The 24,963-nt window shown below is 71.9% G+C and carries 23 protein-coding genes; 3 read left to right on the forward strand and 20 right to left on the reverse strand.

The window, feature by feature from the left end; genetic code table 11:
• Positions 1-84: 84 nt before the first annotated feature.
• The gene (locus tag ACSW7Y_RS01275; RefSeq protein WP_438124539.1) at positions 85-540 is read left to right on the forward strand and encodes a DUF4383 domain-containing protein; all 456 of its coding nucleotides are present in this window, start codon (positions 85-87) and stop codon (positions 538-540) included.
• A gap of 75 nt (positions 541-615) precedes the next feature.
• Here the strand turns inward: ACSW7Y_RS01275 and ACSW7Y_RS01280 are convergent, their stop codons facing one another.
• The 16 genes from ACSW7Y_RS01280 to ACSW7Y_RS01355 all read right to left on the reverse strand — a co-directional run bounded on the left by ACSW7Y_RS01280 (position 616) and on the right by ACSW7Y_RS01355 (position 19,882).
• Complete coding sequence (locus ACSW7Y_RS01280; protein ID WP_438124540.1) at positions 616-1,800, reverse strand: glycine C-acetyltransferase; 1,185 nt, start codon at positions 1,798-1,800, stop codon at positions 616-618.
• Entirely contained in the window at positions 1,800-2,867 is a 1,068-nt protein-coding gene (tdh, locus tag ACSW7Y_RS01285; RefSeq protein ID WP_438124574.1) for an L-threonine 3-dehydrogenase, read from the reverse strand. Before tdh ends, ACSW7Y_RS01280 begins: the two co-directional genes overlap by 1 nt.
• Before the next feature lie 415 nt (positions 2,868-3,282).
• Entirely contained in the window at positions 3,283-5,265 is a 1,983-nt protein-coding gene (locus tag ACSW7Y_RS01290) for a primosomal protein N' (protein ID WP_438124541.1), read from the reverse strand.
• Between the two features lie 9 nt (positions 5,266-5,274).
• On the reverse strand, positions 5,275-6,489 hold the full coding sequence (gene metK / locus ACSW7Y_RS01295) for a methionine adenosyltransferase (protein WP_438124542.1): 1,215 nt from the start codon (positions 6,487-6,489) through the stop codon (positions 5,275-5,277).
• 5 nt (positions 6,490-6,494) lie between these two features.
• Entirely contained in the window at positions 6,495-6,758 is a 264-nt protein-coding gene (gene rpoZ / locus ACSW7Y_RS01300) for a DNA-directed RNA polymerase subunit omega (RefSeq protein WP_022906709.1), read from the reverse strand.
• A gap of 35 nt (positions 6,759-6,793) precedes the next feature.
• Complete coding sequence (gmk, locus tag ACSW7Y_RS01305; RefSeq protein ID WP_438124543.1) at positions 6,794-7,714, reverse strand: guanylate kinase; 921 nt, start codon at positions 7,712-7,714, stop codon at positions 6,794-6,796.
• Positions 7,711-8,589, reverse strand: a complete 879-nt coding sequence (pyrF, locus tag ACSW7Y_RS01310) for an orotidine-5'-phosphate decarboxylase (protein WP_438124575.1) — start codon at positions 8,587-8,589, stop codon at positions 7,711-7,713. Before pyrF ends, gmk begins: the two co-directional genes overlap by 4 nt.
• Before the next feature lie 80 nt (positions 8,590-8,669).
• Positions 8,670-11,948 (reverse strand): carbamoyl-phosphate synthase large subunit, encoded by a 3,279-nt coding sequence (gene carB / locus ACSW7Y_RS01315; protein ID WP_438124544.1) that lies wholly within the window; start codon positions 11,946-11,948, stop codon positions 8,670-8,672.
• Positions 11,948-13,147 (reverse strand): glutamine-hydrolyzing carbamoyl-phosphate synthase small subunit, encoded by a 1,200-nt coding sequence (carA, locus tag ACSW7Y_RS01320; protein WP_438124545.1) that lies wholly within the window; start codon positions 13,145-13,147, stop codon positions 11,948-11,950. Before carA ends, carB begins: the two co-directional genes overlap by 1 nt.
• Positions 13,147-13,692 carry a PH-like domain-containing protein gene (locus tag ACSW7Y_RS01325; RefSeq protein ID WP_438124546.1) on the reverse strand — a complete coding sequence of 182 codons (546 nt, stop codon included), beginning with the start codon at positions 13,690-13,692 and terminating at the stop codon, positions 13,147-13,149. The genes carA and ACSW7Y_RS01325 overlap by 1 nt, the downstream gene beginning before the upstream one ends.
• On the reverse strand, positions 13,689-15,089 hold the full coding sequence (locus ACSW7Y_RS01330) for a dihydroorotase (protein WP_438124547.1): 1,401 nt from the start codon (positions 15,087-15,089) through the stop codon (positions 13,689-13,691). The genes ACSW7Y_RS01325 and ACSW7Y_RS01330 overlap by 4 nt, the downstream gene beginning before the upstream one ends.
• Positions 15,086-16,081: an aspartate carbamoyltransferase catalytic subunit gene (locus ACSW7Y_RS01335; protein WP_438124548.1), complete on the reverse strand. Its 996-nt coding sequence runs from the start codon at positions 16,079-16,081 to the stop codon at positions 15,086-15,088. The genes ACSW7Y_RS01330 and ACSW7Y_RS01335 overlap by 4 nt, the downstream gene beginning before the upstream one ends.
• Positions 16,078-16,713 (reverse strand): bifunctional pyr operon transcriptional regulator/uracil phosphoribosyltransferase PyrR, encoded by a 636-nt coding sequence (pyrR, locus tag ACSW7Y_RS01340; RefSeq protein ID WP_438124549.1) that lies wholly within the window; start codon positions 16,711-16,713, stop codon positions 16,078-16,080. The genes ACSW7Y_RS01335 and pyrR overlap by 4 nt, the downstream gene beginning before the upstream one ends.
• Before the next feature lie 57 nt (positions 16,714-16,770).
• Positions 16,771-17,247, reverse strand: coding sequence for a transcription antitermination factor NusB (nusB, locus tag ACSW7Y_RS01345; protein ID WP_438124550.1), 477 nt, complete (start codon positions 17,245-17,247; stop codon positions 16,771-16,773).
• 10 nt (positions 17,248-17,257) lie between these two features.
• Positions 17,258-17,821, reverse strand: coding sequence for an elongation factor P (gene efp, locus ACSW7Y_RS01350; RefSeq protein ID WP_022902498.1), 564 nt, complete (start codon positions 17,819-17,821; stop codon positions 17,258-17,260).
• 372 nt (positions 17,822-18,193) lie between these two features.
• Positions 18,194-19,882 (reverse strand): ABC1 kinase family protein, encoded by a 1,689-nt coding sequence (locus ACSW7Y_RS01355; protein WP_438124551.1) that lies wholly within the window; start codon positions 19,880-19,882, stop codon positions 18,194-18,196.
• A 146-nt stretch (positions 19,883-20,028) separates the two neighbouring features.
• Between ACSW7Y_RS01355 and ACSW7Y_RS01360 the strand changes: the two genes are divergently transcribed.
• Both ACSW7Y_RS01360 and ACSW7Y_RS01365 read left to right on the forward strand, forming a co-directional pair.
• Positions 20,029-20,331, forward strand: a complete 303-nt coding sequence (locus tag ACSW7Y_RS01360) for a hypothetical protein (RefSeq protein ID WP_438124552.1) — start codon at positions 20,029-20,031, stop codon at positions 20,329-20,331.
• The gene (locus ACSW7Y_RS01365; RefSeq protein WP_438124553.1) at positions 20,331-20,510 is read left to right on the forward strand and encodes a hypothetical protein; all 180 of its coding nucleotides are present in this window, start codon (positions 20,331-20,333) and stop codon (positions 20,508-20,510) included. Before ACSW7Y_RS01360 ends, ACSW7Y_RS01365 begins: the two co-directional genes overlap by 1 nt.
• A gap of 24 nt (positions 20,511-20,534) precedes the next feature.
• Here the strand turns inward: ACSW7Y_RS01365 and aroB are convergent, their stop codons facing one another.
• Genes aroB through mltG form a run of 4 tightly spaced genes read right to left on the reverse strand, consistent with a single transcriptional unit; the run spans position 20,535 to position 24,813 of the window.
• On the reverse strand, positions 20,535-21,632 hold the full coding sequence (aroB, locus tag ACSW7Y_RS01370; protein WP_438124554.1) for a 3-dehydroquinate synthase: 1,098 nt from the start codon (positions 21,630-21,632) through the stop codon (positions 20,535-20,537).
• Complete coding sequence (locus ACSW7Y_RS01375) at positions 21,629-22,306, reverse strand: shikimate kinase (protein WP_438124555.1); 678 nt, start codon at positions 22,304-22,306, stop codon at positions 21,629-21,631. Before ACSW7Y_RS01375 ends, aroB begins: the two co-directional genes overlap by 4 nt.
• On the reverse strand, positions 22,303-23,523 hold the full coding sequence (gene aroC, locus ACSW7Y_RS01380) for a chorismate synthase (protein ID WP_438124556.1): 1,221 nt from the start codon (positions 23,521-23,523) through the stop codon (positions 22,303-22,305). Before aroC ends, ACSW7Y_RS01375 begins: the two co-directional genes overlap by 4 nt.
• Before the next feature lie 42 nt (positions 23,524-23,565).
• A complete protein-coding gene (gene mltG, locus ACSW7Y_RS01385) occupies positions 23,566-24,813 on the reverse strand; it encodes an endolytic transglycosylase MltG (protein WP_438124557.1) in 1,248 nt (415 codons plus the stop codon).
• Positions 24,814-24,963 lie beyond the last annotated feature (150 nt).

Raw genomic sequence — 24,963 nt, forward strand, 5'->3', positions numbered from 1 at the left:
CGACGTGTCCCGGCTGCGCGGGCGTGGAACGAGCCGTCCACCGGCTGCGTACGGTCGGGGGCACGTCGACTCCAGGGAGGCACCATGTCCGACGTCACCACGTCCACCGACCGCTACGCCGGCTCGAGCATCCAGAAGATCGCGCTCGTCGTCGGCATCGTGTTCCTGCTCGTCGGGATCGCCGGGTTCGTCCCCGGGCTGACCACGGGCGACCTCGCCGGGGCCGGCCACGGTTCGATGGCGATGCTGCTCGGGGTCTTCCAGGTCTCGGTCCTGCACAACATCGTGCACCTGCTGTTCGGCGTCGTGGGGCTCCTCGCGGCGCGCTACCCGACCGGCTCCCGGATGTACCTCGTGATCGGCGGCATCGTCTACTTCGTCCTCTGGGTCTACGGGCTGTTCACCGCGGGCACGATGTCCGGCGCGAACTTCGTGCCGTTGAACTGGGCGGACAACTGGCTGCACCTCGTGCTCGCCGTCGGCATGGTCGCGCTCGGCATCGTGTTCCCGCGCGGCCATCGTCGCCCGGTCGGCGCCTGACGAGCGCCGCGCACCACGCACCACGCACGACGGCCCCGGGAGCTCCTCGCTCCCGGGGCCGTCACGCGACCGGCGTCAATCGCTCCCGACCGACGCGCGCGCCGCCACGAACGCGTCCACGCACCGTCGCACCTGTTCCTCGGTGTGCGCCGCCGACAGCTGCACCCGGATGCGCGCCTTCCCCTTCGGCACCACCGGGTAGCTGAACGCGGTGACGTAGACGCCGCGGGCCTGCATCTCGTCCGCGATCCGCGCCGTCCGCGCCGCGTCGTGGAACATCACGGGGACGATCGGGTGCTCCCCCGGTAGCAGCTCGAAACCGGCGGCGGTCATGAGCGACCGGAAGGTCCGTGCGTTCTCGGCGAGCCGGGCGCGAGCGTCGTCCGACCGCTCGACGAGGTCGAGTGCCGCGACGGTCCCGGCGGCGATCACCGGAGCGAGCGAGTTCGAGAACAGGTACGGGCGCGAGCGCTGCCGCAGCAGGTCGACGATCTCCCGCCGGGACGCCACGTACCCGCCGGACGCCCCGCCGAGCGCCTTGCCGAACGTGCCGGTGTACACGTCGACCCGGTCCGCGACCCCGCACAGCTCCGGGGTGCCCCGTCCGTGCTCCCCAATGAACCCGACCGCGTGCGAGTCGTCCACGATGACGAGCGCGTCGTAGCGCTCGGCGAGGTCGCAGATCTCGGCGAGCGGAGCGATCGATCCGTCCATCGAGAAGACGCCGTCGGTGACCACCGCACGGAAGCGGGCCGACGAGGCGGCGGCGAGCTGCGCCTCCAGGTCGGCGGTGTCCCGGTTCCGGTACCGGAACCGCTGCGCCTTGCAGAGCCGGATGCCGTCGATGATCGACGCGTGGTTCAGCTCGTCGGAGATGATCGCGTCCTCGGGGCCGAGCAGCACCTCGAAGAGCCCGCCGTTCGCGTCGAAGCACGACGAGTAGAGGATCGCCGCCTCGGTGCCGAGGAACCCCGCCACCCGCCGTTCGAGGTCGAGGTGCAGGTCCTGCGTGCCGCAGATGAACCGCACGCTCGCCATCCCGTAGCCCCACCGGTCGAGGGCTTCCTTCGCCGCGTCGACGAGGTCGGTCGAGTCCGCGAGCCCGAGGTAGTTGTTCGCGCAGAAGTTCAGCAGGTCGGCGCCGTCCGCCTCGATCGCCGCGCGCTGGGGACCGGCGATGCCGCGCTCCCGCTTCGTCAGGCCCGCGTCCTCGATGCCCGCCAGCTCCGTGGCCAGGTGGTCCTTGATCGCGCCGTACATCAGTGCTCCGTCCAGTCGATGACGACCTTGCCGCCGTCCGCGCTCGCCGCCGCGGCGAACGCTGCCTCCCATTCGCGCGCCGGGAAGCGCGCCGACACGATCGAGCCGATGCGGTCCCGTAGCACCGCACTCGTCTGCAGCATCGAGCTCATCGCCTGCCACGTCTCGAACATCTCGCGGCCGTAGATGCCCTTCACCGTGAGCATGTGCGTGACGACCTTGCCCCAGTCCACCGCGATCGGGCCGCTCGGCAGTCCGAGCATCGCGATCCGGCCGCCGTGGTTCATGTTCTCGACCAGGGCGGGCAGCGCGGTGGGCGCGCCGGACATCTCGAAGCCGACGTCGAAGCCCTCGCGCATGCCGAGCTTCGCCTGCGCGTCCCGGAGCGCGGCGGCGCCGTCGCCCTGCACCCCGTCCCCTCGGACGTCGACGCCGAGGTCGGCGCCCATCGCCTCGGCCATCCGGAGCCGGTTCGGGCTCACGTCCGTGCCCACGACGAACCGTGCACCGGCGTGCCGGGCGACCGCGATCGCCATGAGCCCGATCGGGCCGCACCCGGCGACGACCACGTCCTCGCCGACGAGCGGGAACGCGAGCGCCGTGTGCACCGCGTTGCCGAGCGGGTCGAACAGCGCGCCGACCTCGGGCTCGACGGGTCCGTGGTGCACCCACACGTTCGTGCCGGGCAGGGTGAGGTACTCCGCGAACGCGCCGTCGCGCTGCACCCCGAGGCCCTTCGTCCGGATGCACATCTGTCGGCGGCCGGCGCGACAGTTCCGGCAGGTGCCGCACACGATGTGGCCCTCGCCGGACACGAGGTCCCCGACGGCGACGTCACGCACGGCGGCGCCGACCTCGACGACCTCCCCGAAGAACTCGTGGCCGGGGACGAGGGGGGCGGTCACCGCCGAGGCCGCCCAGTCGTCCCACCGCTGGATGTGCAGGTCCGTCCCGCAGATCCCGGTGCGGAGGACCCGGATGAGGACCTCGTCCTCCGTCGGTTCCGGCACCGGCCGGTCGGTCATGATCAGACCCGGACCCGCGTCCGGCTTCCAGAGCGCCCGCATCGGCGTCACCTCGTCACTTCGTCGTGCGTGTGATGTGTTCGGCGGTGGTTCGTGGCCACCGTCGTCCAGCCTCCCACAGGTCGGCTCCCGCTCGCTGCGTGTCGCGTCCGGTACCGGCCGGGAGGCACGGCTCGCCCCCGCCACGCGGCGCGCGTCCGGTGGTCGGCTGCGTCGCGTCCGCGCGCTGGCGTGTCCTGCGGTCGGCTGCGTCGCGCGGGGGCCTTCGGCGCCGATCGTTGCGCGTGCAAGGAGCGACGGCGCCGTTGTCGCACGACGACGACGGAGTCGTTCCGCGACGACGGCCGAAGACGCCGATCGTTGCGCGCACAAGGGACGACGGCGCCGTCGTCGCACGACGACGGACGGGTCGTTCGGCAGCGGCGGCGGGCGCTGCCACGCGTCCGTCGCCGGCGGATCAGACCTCGGTGAAGGGCTCGGCGTCGTCGAGTCGCACGCGCAGGGTCGGCGCCGCTCGCCGTCGGTTGCCGCCCGGGAGCACCCGCCGGGTCGACGAGCGCCGGATCACCTCGGCCTTGAGCGTCGCTGCGACCTCCGCACCGTGCGCGTACGGGAACCGCACGATCGCCCGGACGGTCCCCGGCACCGGGTCGCCCTCGACCGGCACCGGCCCGAGGACCGGACCCACCAGGGCGTCGCCGAGGGCCTCGACCGCAGCCGTCACGGCCTCGTCCGTCCCGGTGAGCGTCGCGACCCGCACCGCCGGCGGGAAGTGCAGCTCGCGCCGGTCGGCGAGCTCGTCGTGCGCTGGTCCGTCGAGTCGCCACGTCGCCATCGCGGTCGCGAGCCGCCCGCCGATGCCGACGAGGTAGACCTCGGCACCGGGCGCCCCCTTCGCCGCGGCGTTCGTCCAGAACCGCAGGACGTCCTCCTGCACCCGGAGACCTTCACGGGCGAGCAACCGCTCGCCGTCGAGGAGCAGCACGCACGCGTAGCCGCCGGGCACGCTCGGCTCCGCTCCTCGGGTGGCGACGACCACCGCGGGTCGGGCGGGGACCTCGTCGAGCGGCCGTGAACCGTCGGCGACCACGATCCTCGTGCCGGGGAACGCGCGACCGAGCTCGTCGGCGGTGCGCTGCGCCCCCTGCCCGACCGGCTTGAGCTTCCCGCCGCCGCAGGTCGGGCAGCGGAACCCGACCGCGAGGGCTCCGCAGAACCGGCACTGCGGCGTCGCGTTCCGGTGCGGGCTGCCGAGCGGTCCCGCGCACACCCGGCAGTGGGCTCGCTCCCCGCAGTCGGCGCAGACGAGCCCGGTGCCGAAGCCCGGGTTCGCGACCTGGACGAGCACCGGGCCGTGCTGGCTGGCCTCGCGGGCTGCCCGCCACGCCGTGCTCGGGATCCGGGCCTGCGCAGCGAAGCCCTCGGCACTCGCCTGCTGCGCCGTGGGGATCACCTTCGGCGTCGGCACCCGGTACGGCGCGACCTCCTGCAGCCAGTGCAACTCGACGAGTCGTTGCACGTCGGTCGAGCGAGCGTGCGCGAGGAACAGGAGCGCGGCGCCGGACTGGGCGGTCCGGACGAGCGCGACGTCCCGGGTGTGCACGTACGGCGCCCGGGGCTCGATGAACGAGGCGTCCCCGTCGTCCCACATCGCGATGAGCCCGAGCTCGGTCGCCGGCGCGAACACCGCCGTGCGGTTGCCGATCGCGACCACCGCGTGGGTGCGGGCCTGCAGCAGTGCCTTCGCCCGCTGGCCGTTCGTCTGCTTGGCGTCGAACCGGACGACCCGTTCGGACGGCAGCAGGGCGAGGAGGGCGCGTTCGAGGTCGGCCACGTCGCGGAAGTCCGGCACGGCGAGCACGGCCGACTGCTCGCGGGCGACGACCTGCGACGCCGCCTGCGCGAGGGTCGCGGCCCACCCGGGGACCCAGACGGGCTCGTCAGCGGAGCCGAGGTCGACGGGGTGGGGCACAGCGTCGACCGCAGCCCGACCGTGGTCGGTGAGCAGTGCCTCCAGGACGCCGTCGGCGTAGCCGGTGACGGGGGCGGGCTCGACCGTCGGCGGCGACCACGATGTGTCGCGGGCCAGCCAGGCCTTCTCGGCACGCACCTGACGGGTCGGGACGGCGAGCCGGAGTACGTCGGAGGCGACGCCCGCGGCGCGGTCCGCGACGGCTCGAGCCAGGACCCAGACCTCGGGTGCCAGGACCGGCACCGGGGAGAGGACCTCCTCGACCTGGCTGAGCTCGCCCGGCCAGTCCCCTTCCGAGACGACCTCGACGACGTACGCGTCGGACATCCGAGCGCCGGTGCGGAGCGGCACCTTCACGCGGACCCCGGGCACGCAGTCGTCCTCGAGCTCGCTCGGCACCCGGTAGTCGAACAGACGGTCCAACTGCGGGAGCGGCGAGTCGAGGACGACACGCGCGACGGTGGTCACGCGGGACCGCTAGACGGTGGCGGGGACGAGTCCTGCCGCGGCGCGCAGCTCCTCGACGCGGTCGAGCTGCTCCCACGTGAAGCCGGGGAGCTCGCGACCGAAGTGGCCGTACGTCGCCGTGGTGGCGTAGCGCGGCTTGAGGAGGTCGAGGTCGCGGATGATCGCGGCGGGACGGAGGTCGAACACCTGCAGGATCGCGGCCTCGATCGTGGCGTCGTCGACGTGGCCGGTCCCGAAGGACTCGACGTACAGCCCGACGGGCTTGGCGCGACCGATCGCGTACGCGACCTGGACCTCGAGGCGGTCGGCGAGGCCCGCGGCGACGGCGTTCTTCGCGACCCAGCGGAGCGCGTACGCGGCCGAGCGGTCGACCTTCGACGGGTCCTTGCCCGAGAACGCGCCGCCGCCGTGCCGGGAGGCTCCGCCGTAGGTGTCGACGATGACCTTGCGTCCGGTGAGGCCGGCGTCGCCCTGGGGGCCACCGATCTCGAACCGTCCGGTCGGGTTCACGATGACGTCGACGTGCGACGAGTCGAGGTCGACGAGGTCGAGCACCGGACGGATCACGTGCTCGGTGACGTCGGCGGTCAGCTGCTCGAGCGTGACGCTCGGCGCGTGCTGGGTCGAGAGCACGACGGTCTCGACGGTCTTCGGCACGACGCCGTCGTAGCCGACCGTGACCTGCGTCTTGCCGTCGGGGCGGAGGTAGGGCAGCTCGCCCGACTTCCGGACCGCGGCGAGCCGCTCGGCGAGCCGGTGCGCGAGCCAGATGGCGACCGGCATGTACTCGGGCGTCTCGTTCGTCGCGAAGCCGAACATGATGCCCTGGTCGCCCGCACCCTGGCGGTCGAGCGGGTCGACACCGGCACCCGAGCGGCTGTCGAGCGACTCGTCGACTCCCTGGGCGATGTCCGGAGACTGCGCGCCGATCGACACCTCGACGCCGCAGGTGCGACCGTCGAAGGAGACCTCGGACGAGTTGTACCCGATGCCCGTGATGACGTCGCGGACCAGCTTCGGGATCTCGACGTAGCCGGAGGTCGTGACCTCACCGGCGACGTGCACGAGCCCCGTCGTCACCATGGTCTCGACGGCGACGCGCGCGTGCGGGTCGACCGCGAGCAGTGCGTCGAGGATGGTGTCCGAGATCTGGTCGCAGATCTTGTCGGGGTGCCCCTCGGTCACCGACTCGGACGTGAAGAGGCGCAGGTTGCTCGTCGTCACCGGGATCAGTCGGTGGGCTGCTGCTGCTTGGTGACCGTCAGCTTGTCCTCGTTGATCTCGTGGAGCGCGACGGACAGCGGCTTGTCGTCGATGGTCGAGTCGACGAGCGGACCGACGTTGTCGAAGAGCGAGCCCTCGTGCAGGTCGGCGTAGTAGTCGTTGATCTGGCGGGCGCGCTTCGACGCGAAGATCACGAGCGCGTACTTCGACTCGACCTTGGCGAGCAGGTCGTCGATGGGCGGGTCGATGATGCCCTGGGGGTTGGCCATGGTGTCTCCTGTCGAGGGAAGAATTCGGTCGCCCGTCAGGGCGCAGTGAACAAGTCTACGACTTCGTGTGCCGCGGTGCTGACATCGGAGTTCACGATCTTCACGTCGAACTCGTCCTGTGCGGCGAGCTCGACCTTCGCGGTCTCGAGTCGTCGTGCCTGTTCCTCGGCGGACTCGGTGCCGCGGCCGATGAGCCGACGCACCAGTTCCTCCCACGTGGGCGGCAACAGGAACACCAGCACGGCCTCGGGCATGGCGTCCTTCACCTGACGGGCGCCCTGCAGGTCGATCTCGAGCATCACCCGGTCGCCGGCATCGAGCGCGCGGTCGATCGGCGGACGTGGTGTGCCGTACCGGTAGGAGTTGTGCACGGTCGCCCACTCGAGGAGTTCGCGGTCGCGGATCATCCGGTCGAACTCGGCGTCGTCGACGAAGTAGTAGTGCACGCCGTCGACCTCGCCGGGTCGGGGCTTGCGGGTCGTCGCGGAGACGCTGAGGTTGACGTCCGGGAAGTGCTCGCGGATGTACGCGCTGACGGTGCCCTTGCCGACCGCCGTGGGACCGGCCAGCACGACGAGCTTCGACGCCGTGCGCTTCCCCCCGCGCGCGGCGAGCCAGTCGGCCAGTGCCGAACGCTGCCGGACGCCGAGTCCGCCGAGTCGCTTCGACGTCGCGATCCGCAGCGCCTGCATCACGGAGTCGGCACGCGCCGGGCCGATGCCCGGGAGGGACGTCAGGAGGTCACGGACGCGCAGCGACTTCTCCGCCGGCGCGTCCTCGTCGGACCACGCGGCCCGGGCGACCTCGAGCGGTGTCCGCTCCCCCGCGACGATCGCGGCCTTGACCGCGGCCCGGGCGCGTCGTGCTGCCACCGCGGCCTGGGCTGCCGCGACCCGGTCGACCTCCGGAGGGTTCCGGTGGGCCGGGAGTCCCTGGCGTTCGGTCTCGTCCGTCACGCGGCGGCCCCGAGTGCCGCGGCGATCCGGTCGGCGCGGTCGGCGACGAGCGCGGCAACGCCGTCGGGGCCGTCCACGAGCAGACCGCGCGACTCGTTCACGAGCACCTGCCCGGCGCGGGCTCCGTACAGCGCGCGGAGGTCCTCGATGCGGGCACCCTGCGCGCCGAAGCCCGGTGCGAGCACCGGCGCGGTGCCGATGTCGTCGCCCGAGATGCCGAAGTCGTCGAGGTCGAGGGTCGCGCCGAGCACGAGCCCGACGTCCCCGAGGGGCTGCTCGGCTGCGCTCTGGTTGTCGTCTGCCACGTCCTCGACGATACCGGCCGCCACGGTCCGGCCGGCACGCGGCCCCTCCGCGAGCACCGCGGTCTGCAGCACGCGCGCCTCGGGGTTGCTCGTCGCCGCGAGCACGAAGACCCCGGCACCGTTCGCCCGCGCGAGGTCGATCGTGCCGCGCAGCGACCCGTAGCCGAGGTACGGCGACACGGTCATCGCGTCGGCCCGGAACGGTCCGTCGCGGTCGACCCACGCCTCCGCGTAGTCGTCACCGGTGCTGCCGATGTCGCCGCGCTTCACGTCGGCGACGACCAGGAGGCCCGCATCGCGTGCCCGACGGAGCGTCGCATCGAGCGCACGGTACCCCGAGACCCCCGCCGCCTCGAAGAACGCGATCTGCGGCTTCACGACCGCGGCGCGGCCGGCGGCCGCGTCGACCAGGGTGGCGCCGAAGGCGGTCAGCCCCTGCTCGTCGCGGCCGAGCCCCCACGCCGCCAGGGTGGCGGCGTGGGGGTCGATGCCGACGCACAGCGCGGAACGCGACGCCATGGCGGACGCGAGCCGGACGCCGAAGGGGGTCGTGCCTCTCCCCACCGGCACCGCCGACGCGCCGCTGGCGCGTCGGTCCGGGACCGGCGGCGTGGGCCCAGGCCGGGTGTCAGCAGTCACGAGACCGGCCGTCACCAGGTGGCGCGCTCGAGCGCGTAGTCCTGCAGGCTGCGGACCGTGTGCTCGGTGCCGATCGTCTCGATCGCGGCGACCGCCGCGCCGAGCTGGGCGATCGTCGTGAACAACGGCTTGTCCGCCGCGACCGTCGCCGCGCGGATCTCGTAGCCGTCGGCACGACCGGCCGCGCCGGAGGGCGTGTTGATGACGACGTCGACCTCGCCGCGGGCGAGCAGGTCGACGACGCTCTCGCCGCCCTCGCTGTACTTGCCGACGAGGGTGACCTCGATGCCGTTGCGGCGGAGGACCTCGGCGGTTCCCTCGGTCGCGGTGATCGTGAAGCCGAGCTGCTGGAGGCGGTGGATCGGCAGGACGACCTGGCGCTTGTCGGTGTCGGCGACGCTCACGAAGACGGTGCCGCTCGTCGGCAGGCCACCGTACGCGGCGTCCTGCGACTTGAGGAACGCGCGCGGGAAGTCGCGGTCGATGCCCATCACCTCGCCCGTGGAGCGCATCTCGGGGCTGAGCACCGAGTCGACGACCTGGCCGTCGTGCGTCCGGAACCGGCGGAAGGGCAGGACGGCCTCCTTGACGGCGACCGGAGCCTGCGGGGGCACCGACGAGCCGTCGCGCTCGGGCAACAGGCCCTCGGTGACCAGCTGGTCGATGGACGTTCCCGTCATGATGCGGCTCGCGGCCTTGGCGAGCGGGATGCCGAGCGCCTTCGAGACGAACGGGACCGTGCGGCTCGCACGCGGATTGGCCTCGAGCACGTAGAGCACGCCGGCGCCGATCGCGAACTGCACGTTGAGCAGGCCCTGCACGCCGATGCCGCGCGCGATCCGCTCGGTGGCCTCGACCACACCGCGGATCTCCGCCTTGCCCAGTCCGACCGGGGGCAGGGTGCACGCCGAGTCGCCGGAGTGGATGCCGGCCTCCTCGATGTGCTCCATGATCCCGCCGATGTACAGGCGCTCCCCGTCGAACAGGGCGTCGACGTCGATCTCCACCGCGTCGTCGAGGAAGCGGTCGACCAGCAGCGGCAGCTCCGGGCCGATGATCGCCTGGTCGGCCATGCGGTCGAAGTAGTCGGCGAGGGCGGTCGGGTCGTAGACGATCTCCATGCCGCGGCCGCCGAGCACGAACGACGGGCGGACGAGGACCGGGTAGCCGATCTCCTCGGCCACGGCGGTCGCGCTCGCGAGGTCGTGCGCCGTGCCGTTGCGGGGTGCGAGGAGGCCTGCCTCGTCGAGGATCGCGGAGAACTGGCCACGCTCCTCGGCCGAGTCGATCGCCGTGGGCGAGGTCCCGAGGATGGGGATCCCCGCGGCCTCGAGCGGCTTCGCGAGCCCGAGGGCCGTCTGCCCGCCGAGCTGCACGACGACGCCGACGAGCTCGCCGGACGCCGCCTCGGCCTCGATGACCTCGAGGACGTCCTCGGTGGTCAGCGGCTCGAAGTAGAGGCGGTCCGAGGTGTCGTAGTCGGTGGAGACCGTCTCGGGGTTGCAGTTGATCATGATCGTCTCGAACCCGGCGTCGCTCAGCGCGAAGGAGGCGTGCACGCAGGAGTAGTCGAACTCGACGCCCTGGCCGATGCGGTTCGGACCGGAGCCGAGGATGACGACCTTCTTGCGGTCGCTCGCGGCGACCTCGGTCTCGGTGTCGTACGACGAGTAGTGGTACGGCGTGAGGGCCGGGAACTCACCGGCGCACGTGTCCACCGTCTTGAAGACCGGTCGGATGCCGAGCGCATGGCGGGCGTCCCGGGCGTCCTGCTCGGTGATCCCGCGCAGGGCCGCGATCTGCGCGTCGCTGAACCCGTGCTCCTTCGCCCAGCGCAGGGTGTCGGCGTCGAGGGTCTCGGCGTCCCGCACCTCGTCGGCGACCTCGTTGATGAGGACGATCTGGTCGATGAACCACGGGTCGATCTTCGTCGCCTCGAAGACCTCCTCCGCCGTTGCACCGGCGACGAGCGCCTGCTGCACCGTGACGATGCGGCCGTCGGTCGGGGTCTTCGACTTCTCGAGCAGCGCGTCCTTGTCGAGCTCGGCGGCCGGGGTGTCCCAGTGGAACGACGAGCCGCGCTTCTCGAGCGAGCGGAGCGACTTCTGCAGGGCGGTGGCATAGTTCCGGCCGATGGCCATCGCCTCGCCCACGCTCTTCAGGGTCGTGGTGAGGGTGGCGTCCGCGGCCGGGAACTTCTCGAACGCGAACCGCGGGGTCTTCACGACGACGTAGTCGAGCGTCGGCTCGAAGCTCGCCGGCGTCACCTGCGTGATGTCGTTCTGGATCTCGTCGAGGCGGTACCCGATGGCGAGCTTCGCAGCGATCTTCGCGATCGGGAAGCCCGTCGCCTTCGATGCGAGGGCCGACGAGCGCGACACGCGGGGGTTCATCTCGATGACGATGATGCGGCCGTTCGACGGGTCGACGGCGAACTGGATGTTGCAGCCACCGGTGTCGACGCCCACGCGGCGGATGATGTCGATGCCGATGTTCCGCATGTTCTGGTACTCGCGGTCGGTCAGCGTCAGGGCCGGGGCGACCGTGATCGAGTCGCCGGTGTGGACGCCGACCGGGTCGACGTTCTCGATCGAGCAGATGACGACCGTGTTGTCGAAGTTGTCCCGCATGAGCTCGAGCTCGTACTCCTTCCAGCCGAGGATCGACTCCTCCAGGAGCACCTCGGTGGTCGGGCTGGACTGGAGGCCGTCACCGACGAAGCGGACCAGTTCCTCCTCGTTGTAGGCGAAGCCCGAGCCGAGGCCGCCCATCGTGAAGGACGGACGGACGACGAGCGGGTACCCGAGATCGGCCGCGTACTCCTTGGCTTCCTCGAGGGTGTGCGCGATGTGGCTGCGGGCGACGTCGGCGCCGGACTCGAGTACGAGCTCCTTGAAGAGCTGGCGGTCCTCGCCACGCTGGATGGCGTCGACCTTGGCGCCGATGAGCTCGACGCCGTGCTTCTCGAGGATCCCGGCCTCGTCGAGCTTGATCGCCGCGTTCAGGGCGGTCTGTCCGCCGAGCGTCGGCAGGACGGCATCGGGCCGCTCGATCTTGATGATCTCCTCGAGCGAGGCGTTCGTGATCGGCTCGATGTACGTCGCGTCCGCGAAGTCGGGGTCCGTCATGATCGTCGCCGGGTTCGGGTTGACGAGGATGACGCGGACCCCCTCGGCGCGGAGGACGCGGCACGCCTGGGTGCCGGAGTAGTCGAACTCGGCGGCCTGCCCGATGACGATCGGGCCGGAGCCGATGACGAGGACGGAGTTGATGTCTGCGCGCTTCGGCATCAGTTGGCTTCCTTGGTGACGTCGGCTGCGGGGGTGGTGGCGGTGGCGGTCGCCGGGTCGAGCGGCTGGCCCGCGCGTCGCTCGCGCACGAGGTCCGCGAACCGGTCGAAGAGGTACATGGAGTCGTGCGGACCGGCCGCTGCCTCCGGGTGGTACTGCACGCTGAACGCGGGGACGTCGAGCGCGCGGAGCCCCTCGACCACCTGGTCGTTCAGGGAGTAGTGGGAGACCTCGACGCGGCCGAACCCGGCGGGCGACTCGATGACCTCGCCGAGGGGCGCGTCGACCGCGAAGCCGTGGTTCTGGCTCGTGATCTCGACCTTGCCGGTCGCCGTGTCGAGCACCGGCTGGTTGATGCCGCGGTGACCGAACGGCAGCTTGTACGTGCCGAAGCCGAGCGCACGGCCGAGCAGCTGGTTGCCGAAGCAGATGCCGAAGAACGGGCGACCGGTCTTCAGGCTGTCCTGCAGGAGTTCGACCTGGGCGTCGCTCGCGGCCGGGTCGCCGGGGCCGTTCGAGTAGAAGAGCGCGTCGGGGTCGAGGGCTTCGAGGGCCTCGGCCGTGATGTCCTGGGGCACGACGTGCACCTCGAACCCGCGCTCGGCGAGGTACCGGGTGGTCGAGGCCTTCACACCGAGGTCGAGCACGGCCAGCCGGCCGATCTGCTCGCCGACCGCGGGGACCACGTAGGTCTCGGGGGTGGACACGACCGAGGAGAAGCTCGCCCCGGCCATGCCGGCCTGCTCGCGGACGGCAGCGAGCTGCTCGTCCGGCGACAGGTCCGCGTGGGCGCCGCTGAACACGCCGCCCTTCATGGCACCGGCGTCACGGATCCGACGGGTGAGCGCCCGGGTGTCGATGCCGGAGATGCCCACGATGCCGTCACGGACGAGGTGGTCGTCGAGCGTCGCGTTCGCGCGGTGGTTCGACACGATGCGGCTCGGGTCGCGCACCACGTACCCGGCCACCCAGATGCGGCGGGACTCGGGGTCCTCGTCGTTCACACCCGTGTTGCCGATGTGCGGCGCGGTCTGCACCACGATCTGCCCGGCGTAGGACGGGTCGGTCAGCGTCTCCTGGTACCCGGTCATGCCGGTCGCGAAGACCACCTCACCCAGGGATCGGCCTCGAGCGCCGTACGCCCGTCCGTCGTAGCGGGTGCCGTCCTCGAGGACCAGTACGGCCCGTTCGCGTGTCATCAGTTCGTCCCTTCGCCCGCGGTGTGCGGGTGCTCGTGCTTCGTCGTCGGTCCCTGCAGGGCGGCGAGTGCTGCTGCCGCGTCGCCCTCCGGGAACCGGAAGTAGGTGTCGAGGTCCGTCGCACCTGCGGCGCCGGTCGCCGTCCATCGCAGACGGACCAGTCCCCCGGGCTCGACCACGCGGTCGATGGCCCACGTGGCGCGGTCGGCGCCGCGGACGGCGTCGCTCGCGACCCAACGGTCGGGTGCCCCGGCGTGGTGCAGCACGACGCCGTGCTCGTGGACGGTCACGCCGCCGCGGCTGCGGAAGCCGAGACCGCCGGCGGTGATGCGCTCCAGCGGCTGGTCCGCGCGGGTCGTCGCGACCGTGAAGCCGTCCCACGACCCGACCTGCGGACCCGGGTCGGCCGGGACCGGGACGGGAGGCACGGCTGCGGCCTGCGCGCGGCTCCGGGTCCGCCAGGTGCGCGCCATCGCGAGGAACAGCAGGGCCACCAGGAGGAGGATGACTCCCCCGGTGAGCCACCGGGCGGCGTCGCCGCTCACCGCGCTGCAGCCCGGGTCGCGGCGGCCTGCGACGTGACCGTCTCGGCGTGCGCCGTGATCGTCTCGGCGGCGCGCGCCGCGACCGTCTCGTCGTCGACGACGGTGCCGTCGAGCACGGTCGGGTAGCCGTGGTGGAACGTGGCGACGACCCGGCCGGGCAGGCGCATGCCGAGGTACGGCGAGTTCTGCGACTGGCCGGCGAGGTCGGTCACGGCGAACTCCCGTGACGCACTCGGGTCGTAGAGCGTGACCTCGGCCGGGGCGCCCTCGGCGATCCGCTGCCCGTGGCCCTCGACCTGGCCGATGCGCGCCGGAGCCTCCGACAGCACCCGGGCGACGTCCGACCAGGCGAGCTGCCCGGACTCCACCACCGCGGACTGCACGACGCTCAGCGCGGACTCGAGGCCGACCATCCCGTTCGCGGCGGCCGGCCACTCGCAGCACTTCGCCTCGGCGGTGTGCGGCGCGTGGTCGGTGGCGACGATGTCGATCGTGCCGTCGGCCAGGGCGGCCCGGAGCGCCTCGACGTCCTCACGGGCGCGGAGCGGCGGGTTCACCTTGTACCGGGCGTCGTACCCGGGGGCGCCGTCGACCCCGGCGATGAGCTCCTCGGTGAGGACCAGGTGGTGCGGCGTGACCTCGGCGGTCACGTCGATCCCGCGGGACTTCGCCCACCGGATCACCTCGACGCTGCCCGCGGTCGAGACGTGGCAGACGTGCAGGCGTGCGCCGACGTGGTCCGCGAGCAGGACGTCGCGGGCGATGATCGCCTCTTCCGCGACGGCCGGCCAGCCCGCGAGCCCGAGCTCCGACGACAGCCGGCCCTCGTTCATCTGGGCACCGATGGTGAGCCTCGGTTCCTGCGCGTGCTGCGCGATGACACCGCCGAAGCCCTTGACGTACTCGAGCGCCCGGCGCATGAGCAGGGGGTCGGCGACGCAGGACCCGTCGTCCGAGAAGACCCGGACCCGCGCGCGGCTCGTCGCCATCGCGCCGATCTCCGACAGGTGCGTGCCCTGCAGCCCCTGCGACACGGCGCCGATCGGACGGACGGTGACGTAGCCCGCGTCGTCCCCGAGCGCCTGGACCTGCTCGACCACGCCGGCGGTGTCCGCGACCGGGTTCGAGTTGGCCATCGCGTTGACGGCGGTGAAGCCACCGGCGGCCGCGGCACGGGAGCCCGTCCGGACCGTTTCCGACTCCTCCCCACCGGGCTCGCGGAGGTGCGTGTGCAGGTCCACGAGTCCGGGGAGGGCGATCAGACCGTCCGCATCGACGACCGTGGTGCCGGCCGTGTCGAGACCGGACCCGACCGCGGTGACGCGCCGTCCCTCCAGGCGGATGTCGGCACGCGTGCCGTCGACCAGCTGCGCGCCGCGGATGAGGTGGGCGGTCATGCGACGGTCTCCTTCGTGGGTACTGCGGACGGCTGCGCGGCGGCCGAGGCCGCCTCGGAGCCGGTGAGGGCGAGGTACAGGACGGCCATGCGGACGCTCACGCCGTTCGCGACCTGCTCGACGACCGTCGAACGGGGGTCGTCGGCGGCGACGCCCGCGATCTCCAGCCCGCGGTTCATCGGGCCCGGGTGCATGATGAGCGTCCGCTCCGCGAGCGAGGCGGCGCGCGCCGCGGTCAGCCCGAAGTGACGGGTGTACTCGCGCTCGTTCGGGAAGAACGCGTCGTGCATGCGCTCCTGCTGGATGCGGAGGAGCATCACGACGTCCGGGTCCTCCGCGAGGGCCACGTCGAGGTCGTGGTGCACCGCGGCGCCGAACGGGCGGTCGACCGCGGGCAGCAGCGTCGGCGGGGCCACGAAGGTGACCTCGGCGCCGAGCGTGCGGAGCAACCACGCGTTGCTGCGGGCGACGCGGCTGTGCAGGACGTCGCCGACGATCGCGACGCGCACGCCGTCGAGGCCCTTCCCCCGGCTGGCCGCGCCGTGCAGGCGGCGGCGCATGGTGAACGCGTCGAGCAGGGCCTGCGTCGGGTGCTCGTGCGTGCCGTCGCCGGCGTTGACGACGGGGACGTCGATCCAGTCGGCGTCCGCGAGCACCCGCGGAGCGCCCGAGGCGCCGTGGCGCATGACGATGCCGTCGATGCCCATCGCACCGAGGGTCTGCACGGTGTCCTTCAGCGACTCGCCCTTCGAGACGCTCGACCCCTTCGCGGCGAAGTTGATGACGTCCGCGGAGAGGCGCTTGGCCGCGGCCTCGAACGAGATGCGGGTGCGGGTGGAGTCCTCGAAGAAGAGGTTCACGACCGTCTTGCCGCGGAGGGCCGGGAGCTTCCGGACCTCGCGGGTGTTGACCTCGGCCATCTCCTCGGCGACGTCGAGGATGTGGACGGCCTCGGCGCGGGAGAGGTCGGCGGTGGAGAGCAGGTGCTTCACGGGGTCACCCCCGTGCGCTGCGCCCCGGGGCGCTGCGCCTCGGGCTGCTGCGCCTCGGGCTGCTGCGCCTCGGGCTGCTGCGTCTCGGGCTGTTCGATGACGACCTCGTCGCTGCCGTCCGTCTCGGTCAGCCGCAGGGTGACGCGCTCGTCGGACGCGGTCGGCAGGTTCTTGCCGACGTGGTCCGCCCGGATCGGGAGCTCGCGGTGTCCCCGGTCGACGAGCACGGCGAGCCGGACGGCGCGCGGCCGGCCGATCCCCTGCAGGGCGTCGAGCGCGGCCCGGACCGTGCGACCGGAGTACAGCACGTCGTCGACGAGCACGACGACCTTGCCGTCGATGCCGCTCGTCGGGATCGTCGTCCGGTGCGGCGCCCGGCCGATGCCGTGACCGAGGTCGTCACGGTGCATCGTCACGTCGAGGGTGCCGAGCCGCTGCTCACGGTCGGCCGCCCACTCGGGCTCGATGTCGGACAGGACCGCCGCGAGGCGTTCCGCCAGGACGGCACCCCGTGTCGGGATGCCCAGGAGCACGAGGTCCGAGGCGCCGTGGTTGGCCTCGAGGATCTCGTGCGCGATGCGTGTCAGAGCACGCGTGATGTCGGTGTTCTGCAGGACCGTTCGGGTACCCACGCCGACCTCCTTCCCCGCCTCACCGGACGGACTTAAAGGACGCTGACGTGGTCAACCCTACCGGGACTCCTGGCCTCCTGCGACCGTCCGACCGGACGGTGCAGCCTGCTGCTTCGACCCCGATGCCCGTCCGCCCGCGACCGCTCCGAGGACACCGTTGACGAAGCCCGCGGACTCCTCGGTGGACAGGGACTGCGCGAGTTCGACGGCCTCGGCGATCGCGACCGCGTCGGGGACCTCGCTGTTGAAGCGGAGCTCCCAGACACCCATGCGGAGGATGCAGCGGTCGAGGACCGGCATCCGCGCGATCGACCAGCCCTGGGCGTGGTCGACGATCACGGAGTCGATCTCGTGCCGCGCCTCGTCGACACCCGTGACGATCTGCCGGGCGTAGTCCCAGCTCGACGCGCGCTCGGGCTGGTCGAGGTGCCGGACGGTCTCGGTCGCGAGGACGTCCGTGATCGGCAGCTCGCGGACCTCCGCCACGTACAGCATGTCGAGGGCGCGCTTGCGGGCCTTCGAACGAGCACTCATACGGCGTCGCCTAGTTGTTGACGCGGCCGAGGAAGCTGCCGTCGCGCGTGTCGATCTTCACCGTGGTGCCGTTCTCGAGGTAGAGCGGGACCTGGATGCGGTGACCGGTCGCGATGATCGTCGCGTCCTTCGTGCCACCGGAGGAGCGGTCGCCCTGGAGGCCCGGCTCGGTCTCGACCTCGGTGACGATCGACGTCGGGAGCTCGATGTAGAGCGGGTTGCCCTCGTTCATCGCGATGGTGACCATGGCGGACTCGAGGAGGTAGTTCTTCGCGTCGCCGACGACGGTCTCCGAGACGGGGATCTGGTCGTAGGTGTCGGTGTCCATGAACACGTACGACTCGCCGTCCTGGTACAGGTACTGGTAGTCGCGGCGGTCGACGGTCGCGGTGTCGATCTTGGCGCCCGCGTTGAAGGTGCGGTCGACGACCTTGCCGGAGACGACGTTCTTGAGCTTGGTGCGGACGAACGCACCGCCCTTGCCCGGCTTGACGTGCTGGAACTCGACGACCGACCAGAGCTGGCCGTCGATGATGAGAACGGCGCCGTTCTTGATGTCAGTGGTGCTCGCCATGGGTCTTCCGTTCGATGGTGTTGTGAAGGTCTCGCGGGCACTGCGGCCCGGCGCGGCGGTCGCTGGCCGGATCGGCGCGACGCCCCGACGAGTGTAGCGGACCGGGTCCGTCTGCCCGCGCGGTGACGCATCGCGGGCGGACGGCAGTCGCGGTGCCGACCGGTTCGGGTCAGCGGCTCGTCGGCACCGGGCCGCGCCTCGCACCGTGCGAGGCGCGGCCGCAACGGTGCGAGGTTGCCCACGCTGTGCGAGGCCCTGCCCCTCGCACCGAGCGCGGAACCTCGCACCATCCGAATCGCTCGCACCATCCGAATCGCTCGCACCATCCGAATCGCTCGCACCGTGCGAGCGGACGGGTCCGCCGCGGCAGCCTCAGTCCCGCCGCCGCGCCCGCAACGCGTCGATCGCCGCCCAGCCGAGCAGCACGACCGTCGCCCCGCCGAGCAGTGCGCCGGCCGCCCCGGTCGACAGCACCGCCGTCGGCCGCGCCGGCAGCGTCAGGTACACGATCGCCAGGATCCCCGCACCCGACCCGAGCAGCACCAGGAGGATGCGCCGGATGAGCCCGGTCACGAGCCGTCGGTCCTGCCGGTCCCCGAAGAGGCGGATGTTCACCGACAGCCGTCCGGTCTCGAGCGCCTCGGTGATCCGGTCCACCCGACGCGGGAGCTTCCGCGCCGCGGACACGACGCCGAACAGCTCGCGGACGGCGACGTCCCGCAGTGCCGACGGCCGCAACTGGTCCCGGATCTGCTGCTTCGCGAGGTCGCGCGACTCCTCGAGCAGGTCGAACGACGGCGTCAGCGTGCGGAGCGTCCCCTCGAAAATCGCGAGGGCGCGTGCTGCCGCGACGAAGTCCGGCGGCGGCTTCAACCGGTACCGCCCGAACACCTCGACGGCGTCGTCCACCGTCTGCACGCCGATGCGCGCGCCCGGACCGAGCTCGTCCGCGACGAAGCGCGCGATGTCCCGACGGAAGTCGGCCTCGTCGCGCGGATCGCGCACCGGGGCCATCCGCAGGACGTTGTCGGCGATCCGGGCCGTGTCGTCCTGGAGGTAGCCGGCCAGCAGTTCCTGGACCGTGTCCCGGAGACCGGGGTCGAGCCTCCCGACCGACCCGAAGTCGATCAACGCGGGCCGACCGTCGGGCAGGAGCACGACGTTCCCCGGGTGGAGGTCCGCGTGGTAGAGCCCGTCGAAGACGACCTGCCGGAGGAACGCCCGGAGGATCGCGCGCATCGGCGCGTCGAGGTCGCGGTCCGACCGCTGCGCGCGCAGCGCGCTCAGCGTGTCGCCGTCGAGGAACTCCATCACGAGGACCCGACGCCCGGACAGCTCGGGGTACGGCACGGGCAGGTACACCTCGTCGGGCCGGGCACTCCGGGCCTGCGCCGCGCGGAGGGCGGCCAAGTTCCGGGCCTCGGACGAAAAGTCCACCTGCCGGACCAGGTCCGCCGCGTACTGCGAGGCCACGTCGACGACGCCGACCTGTCGTGCCTCGGTGCTCGTGCGCGCCAGGAACCGCACGACCCGCAGCGCGATGTCGACGTCGCGGCGGACGGCGGTGTCGATGCCCGGCCGCTGCACCTTGACCGCGACCTCGGTCCCGTCGTGGAGGCGCGCCCGGTGGACCTGCGCGATCGACGCGGCGGCCACGGGCTCGGGGTCGAACGCAGCGAACACCTCGTCGACCGGGGCGTGCAGCTCGGTCGCGAGGAGCTCGGCGACCTGGTCGGCCGGCGCGGGCGTCACGTCGCGCTGCAGGTGAGCGAGCCCCTCGGTCCACTCGTCCGGCAACAGGTCGTCCCGGGTGGAGAGCAGCTGGCCCATCTTCACGAAGCCCCCGCCCGCTTCCTCGAGGGCGCGGCGCAGGTGCTCGGCCTGGTCACGACGCAGCTCGCTCGTCTCGGGATCACGGGAGAAGTCGAGGCGGCGGAACGGTACGAGGTGGTGGCGTCGGGCGATGCGGAGGAGTTCGGCGAAGCGACGGCCGCGGATGCGCAGGCTGCCGACGTCCGTGTCCTGCTGGCCGAGGTCGCTCAGGCGGGGCGGGGTGGGCACCGGACCAGTGTGCTCCCGTGGCCTGGGTCCGGCTGGTGCGCCTCGGGTACGGAGACCGTTCCTCCACAGCCTGGAGGCGCGGGTCGCGTTCCACAGGTCGGCTCGCATCCACCCGTCGGTTCCGGCAGACAGTCGAGGATCGGCGCATGGAGACAGCACTGGTCGGCGCCGTGATCGCCGCAGGGGCCGCGATCGTCGCGGCCGTGGTCAGCTGGTTCGGCGCGTTCCAGTCGCGGCGAGCGGCCGATCGCGAGCATGCGTGGCGGCGCTTCGTGTGGTCGATCGGCGAACGACGAAGCGGGCCGGAGTACGACATTTCGATCGCTGTGCTGCGCGAACTCGAACACGTAGCGTGGTGGTCGAAGTCGGACCGTGAACTCGCGACCCGAGCGCTCCGACGGGTCGCACTGCTCCGCGAACAGGACAACGACCACGAGGAGGATCACTGATGCCCATCCTGAAGCCCTTGCCCGACGCGATGGACCCGGACCGTGACGACGACGAGTACTGGGCGTACACGAACGGTGCCACGGTGCCGGAGTACCTGGAGTGGCGACGGACTAACGTGCTCACCATGTCGATGCGCGTCAAGTGGTGGTGGCGGCGCACTCGGCGTGTGCTGCGGTGAATCCGCTGCAGCACGCGGGATCGCCTAGACGCCGACCTCCTGGTAGGCCGTGAAGAGCAGGTGGTCCTCGGGCCCCTCGAGCGTCGTCGGCTTGCCGACCCCGTCGAGGATGATGAACCGCAGCATCCCCGCACGGGCCTTCTTGTCCCGGCGCATCGTCGCCAGCAGTCCCTCCCACCGGCCGATGCCGTAGGTCGTCGGCAGCTCGAGCGACTCCAGGATCGCGCGGTGCCTGTCGACCGTCGCATCGTCGAGGTGCCCGGTGAGCCGCGCGAGCTCGGCGGCGAACACCATGCCGACCGCGACCGCCGCCCCGTGCCGCCACTGGTACCGCTCGGCGTGCTCGATCGCGTGGCCGAGGGTGTGCCCGTAGTTGAGGATCTCGCGTCGACCCTGCTCGGTGAAGTCGTCCGACACCACCCGGGCCTTGAGCTCGATCGCGAGTTCGACCACCCGCCGGAACTCCGGGGTCGTCGGATCGGTCACGCGGTCGACGTCCGCTTCGATGACGTCGAGGATCTCCGGCACGGCGATGAACCCGGCCTTCACGATCTCGGCGAACCCGGTGAGGATCTCGTTGCGCGGCAGGGAGCGGACGAGGTCGAGGTCCGCGACGACCGCACGGGGAGCGAAGAACGCGCCGACGAGGTTCTTCCCCTCGTTCGTGTTGATCCCCGTCTTGCCGCCGACGCTCGCGTCCACCATGCCGAGCACGCTCGTCGGGATCGCCACGTACGGCACACCGCGCAGCCAGGTCGCCGCGACGAAGCCGGCGAGGTCGGTGACGGCCCCGCCCCCGAGCCCGATCACGGCGTCCGTGCGCGTGAAGTCCGACTGCCCCATGATCTGCCAGCAGAACGCAGCGACCTCGACGCGCTTGGCGCCCTCCGCGTCGGGCACCTCGGCGATGAGTGCCTCGAGCCCGGCCTCGACGAGCACCTGCCGCAGGTCGTTCGCCCGCGCGCCGAGCGTCGGCGCGTGCACGATCAGGACCTTCGCGACACGGGGTCCGAGCAGAGCGGGCACGGAGCCGAGCAGGTCGTTCCCGACCGCGACGACGTACCCGTCGTCTCCGCCGACGCGGATCTCGGTGGTGCCCTCGGGCAGGACGGTTCCGGTCACGGGGTTGCTCCTGGTTCGTTCGTGCGCGGTCCGGCCGCGTCTGGTTCGTGCGCGCCCGGTCCGCGCGCGTCTGCGACGCCGGTGTCGGGTGCACCGGCCTCGGGTGCGACGGAGTCCGGCTCGTGTGCGTCCGTTTCGAGGGCGCGCACCCATGCGACGACGTCCGCCACGACGTGGGACATCGGGCGACGGGAGGTGTCGAACACGATGTGGGCGAGCTCCGCGTAGGTCGCAGCCCTGGCGTCCATGATGGTCTGCCACGCATCGATCCCGCCGTGCGCGAGCAGCGGTCGGTCGCTGCCGACGATGCGGTCCGCGACCGCTTCGGGCGACACCGTCAGGAGAACGATCCGCGAGCCCGCGAGCGCGTCACGGGTGGCGGCGTGCGTCACCGCCCCACCACCGACGGCGACCACGCCACCGCTCGTGACGGCGTCGCGGACGGCGTCGGCCTCGAGCTCGCGGAACGCGGGCTCACCCCGTCCCTCGAAGATCCCGGGGATCGGTCCGTGCTCTCGCACGATGACCCGGTCCGTGTCCGTGAAGGGGACGTCGAGAGCCTTCGCGACCCGCTTGCCCACGGTGGACTTGCCGGCGCCCATCGGGCCGATGACGACGACCGGCGCCGAGAGCCGAGCTGAGCGAGGGGTACCGGCGCGCGGTGCGCCGTTCACAGCGTCGGCGCGGTGTCCGCCGACTCGGTGCGGCGGGAGCGGAGCGTCTCGGGGATCGACGCGAGGTAGGCGTCGAGGTTCCGCTTCGTCTCCGCCACACTGTCTCCGCCGAACTTCTCGAGGACCGCGTCGGCGAGGACGAGCGCGACCATCGCCTCCGCCACGACGCCCGAGGCCGGCACCGCGCAGACGTCGGAGCGCTGGTGGTGTGCTGACGCGTCGTCGCCCGTGGTCACGTCGATCGTGTGCAGCGCGTGCGGGACGGTCGCGATCGGCTTCATGCCCGCGCGGACACGGAGCACGGTCCCGGTGGACATGCCACCCTCGGTGCCGCCGGCACGGTCGGTCGTGCGGACGATCTCGCCGTCCTCGCGGTAGAGCTCGTCATGGGCTTCGGACCCGCGGCGCCCGGCGGTCGCGAATCCGTCGCCGACCTCGACTCCCTTGATCGCCTGGATGCCCATGATCGCGGCTGCCAGACGTGCATCGAGTCGTCGGTCCCACTGCACGTGCGACCCGAGCCCCGGGGGCACGCCGTAGAACAGGACCTCGACGACGCCGCCCAGGGTGTCGCCGTCCTTCTTCGCGGCCTCGACCTCGGTGACCATGCGCGCGGAGGTCTCCGCGTCGAAACAGCGCAGCTGGTCCTCGTCGAGCCGGTCGACGTCGTCGGGCAGCGGGAGTGCCGTGCCGTCGGGGACGCGGACCGTCCCGACCTGGAGCGTGTGGGCGACCGAGCGCATGCCCAGCTCGGCGAGGAACGACTTCGCGACCGCACCGAGGGCCACGCGAGCGGCGGTCTCGCGGGCGGAGGCACGCTCGAGGATGGGGCGGGCCTCGTCGAAGCCGTACTTCTGCATGCCGACGAGGTCGGCGTGACCCGGGCGCGGACGGGTCAGCGGGGCCGAACGACCACGCGACATCTCGGTCTGCTCGACGGGCTCGGGGCTCATCACCTCGACCCACTTCGGCCACTCGGTGTTGCCGATGCGGATCGCGATCGGGCTGCCGAGGGAGTACCCGTGCCGCACGCCGCCGGAGACGTGCAGCTCGTCCTGCTCGAACTTCATGCGGGATCCCCGGCCGTACCCGAGCTTGCGGCGCGCGAGGTCGGTACGGATGGACTCGAACGACACCGGGACACCCGCGGGCAGGCCCTCGAGCATCGCGATGAGTTCGGGTCCGTGGGACTCACCAGCAGTCAACCAACGAAGCATGGTGTCAATCCTCCCACAGCGAGGTCGTGTGCGACGCCGTGCCTACTGGTAGTCGGGGTGCGCGCGCAGCCACGCCTGGAACTGCGCGACGGCGACCTGGTGCTCGGCGTACGTGTCCGAGAACACCGTCTCGCCGGTCTCGAGGTTGACGGTGACGAAGAACAGCCACTTGCCCTGCGCCATGTTCGTCACGGCCTTGATCGCGACGTCGCCCGGGTTGGAGATCGGTGCCGGCGGGAGGCCCTTGTGCACGTAGGTGTTGTACTTGTTCGACGCGTCGGCCCGCTCGGCGTCGGTGGTGGTCACCCGGTGGGTGTTCCCGGTGCCGTAGGCGACGGTGGCGTCGGACTGGAGCGCCATGCCGTCGTCGAGCCGGTTCTGGAACACCCGCGCGACCTTCGGGTAGTCGGCCGCGAGACCGGCCTCCTTCTGCACGAGGGACGCGAAGACGATGACGCGCTCCTGGTCCTTCTCCGCCACGCCGGCGGAAGCCAGGTGCTCCTTCATCGTGTCGACCATCGACTGGAAGTACTGCTTCGCGGTCCACCCCGCGTTGATCGGGTACGTCGCCGGGAAGAGCCAACCCTCGAGGGTCGTCGCGTTCGCCGGGAGCCCGTACGCGGACACGTCCTTCGCTGCGGCGGACACCTCGGCCTCGGTCAGCCCCGCCTTCGAGACCATGCCGGCCTCGATGTCCTTCAGCGCGGTGCCCTCGGGGATCACGATGGACGCCTTGACGGCGTTCTTCGGGTCCTGCAGCGCGGACAGCGCCGCCTTCGAGCTCATCTCCTTCTTGAGGGTGTACGAGCCCGGTTGGAACTGCACCTCCGGCGACTGCAGCAGGAGCTTGTAGAAGACCTTCGAGCTCTTCACGACGTCGCTGCGCTGGAGGGTCTTCGCGACGTCCTCGCCGATGTCGCCCTGGCGGATCGTGATCGTGACCTTGCCGGTCCCGTCGCCGCTGTAGTCGTCCGACTCCTGCGCGCCGGTGACCGCGGCGATGACCTGCTGCACCTTCGGTGCGATGAACTGGTACCCGGCGACGCCGCCCGCGACGACGATCGCCACGATGACGAGTCCGGCGATGAGCGGCCCGCGTCGACGCGGCGGTCGCGGTTCACGACCCGGCCTGGAGGCGCGGCCTCCCCCGCCTCGGCCCGCACCGGCGCGTGCTTCCGCGGCTCGCGACACCTCGTCCTGCGGCACCACGTGCTCGCCGGTCAGCAGGGCGGTCACCTCGGGGTGCAGCTCGTCCGCGCTGGTCGCGACCGGAGCGTCGGCAGGCGACACCGGACGCTCGCGGTCTCGTCGGGAAGCCTGCTCCGACGTGCCCATCGGCCCTGCCGCCCGGTCCGATGCGGTTGCGGCCGACCCCGATCCGGCGTCGTGAGCGGCGGCACCACGCGCAGCCTCGTCTCGTGCTGCTGCGTCACGTGTTGC

The sequence above is a fragment of the Curtobacterium flaccumfaciens genome, from assembly GCF_051548005.1.
Taxonomy (GTDB): domain Bacteria; phylum Actinomycetota; class Actinomycetes; order Actinomycetales; family Microbacteriaceae; genus Curtobacterium.

Bases quoted from the DNA above. Each gene is read 5' to 3' on its own strand.
- aroC (WP_438124556.1), bottom strand. From the start codon at position 23,523: ATGCTTCGTTGGTTGACTGCTGGTGAGTCCCACGGACCCGAACTCATC.
- efp (WP_022902498.1), bottom strand. From the start codon at position 17,821: ATGGCGAGCACCACTGACATCAAGAACGGCGCCGTTCTCATCATCGAC.
- ACSW7Y_RS01280 (WP_438124540.1), bottom strand. From the start codon at position 1,800: ATGTACGGCGCGATCAAGGACCACCTGGCCACGGAGCTGGCGGGCATC.
- ACSW7Y_RS01365 (WP_438124553.1), top strand. From the start codon at position 20,331: ATGCCCATCCTGAAGCCCTTGCCCGACGCGATGGACCCGGACCGTGAC.
- tdh (WP_438124574.1), bottom strand. From the start codon at position 2,867: ATGCGGGCGCTCTGGAAGCCGGACGCGGGTCCGGGTCTGATCATGACC.
- rpoZ (WP_022906709.1), bottom strand. From the start codon at position 6,758: ATGGCCAACCCCCAGGGCATCATCGACCCGCCCATCGACGACCTGCTC.
- carA (WP_438124545.1), bottom strand. From the start codon at position 13,147: ATGACACGCGAACGGGCCGTACTGGTCCTCGAGGACGGCACCCGCTAC.
- ACSW7Y_RS01330 (WP_438124547.1), bottom strand. From the start codon at position 15,089: ATGACCGCCCACCTCATCCGCGGCGCGCAGCTGGTCGACGGCACGCGT.
- carB (WP_438124544.1), bottom strand. From the start codon at position 11,948: ATGCCGAAGCGCGCAGACATCAACTCCGTCCTCGTCATCGGCTCCGGC.
- nusB (WP_438124550.1), bottom strand. From the start codon at position 17,247: ATGAGTGCTCGTTCGAAGGCCCGCAAGCGCGCCCTCGACATGCTGTAC.
- ACSW7Y_RS01360 (WP_438124552.1), top strand. From the start codon at position 20,029: ATGGAGACAGCACTGGTCGGCGCCGTGATCGCCGCAGGGGCCGCGATC.
- ACSW7Y_RS01275 (WP_438124539.1), top strand. From the start codon at position 85: ATGTCCGACGTCACCACGTCCACCGACCGCTACGCCGGCTCGAGCATC.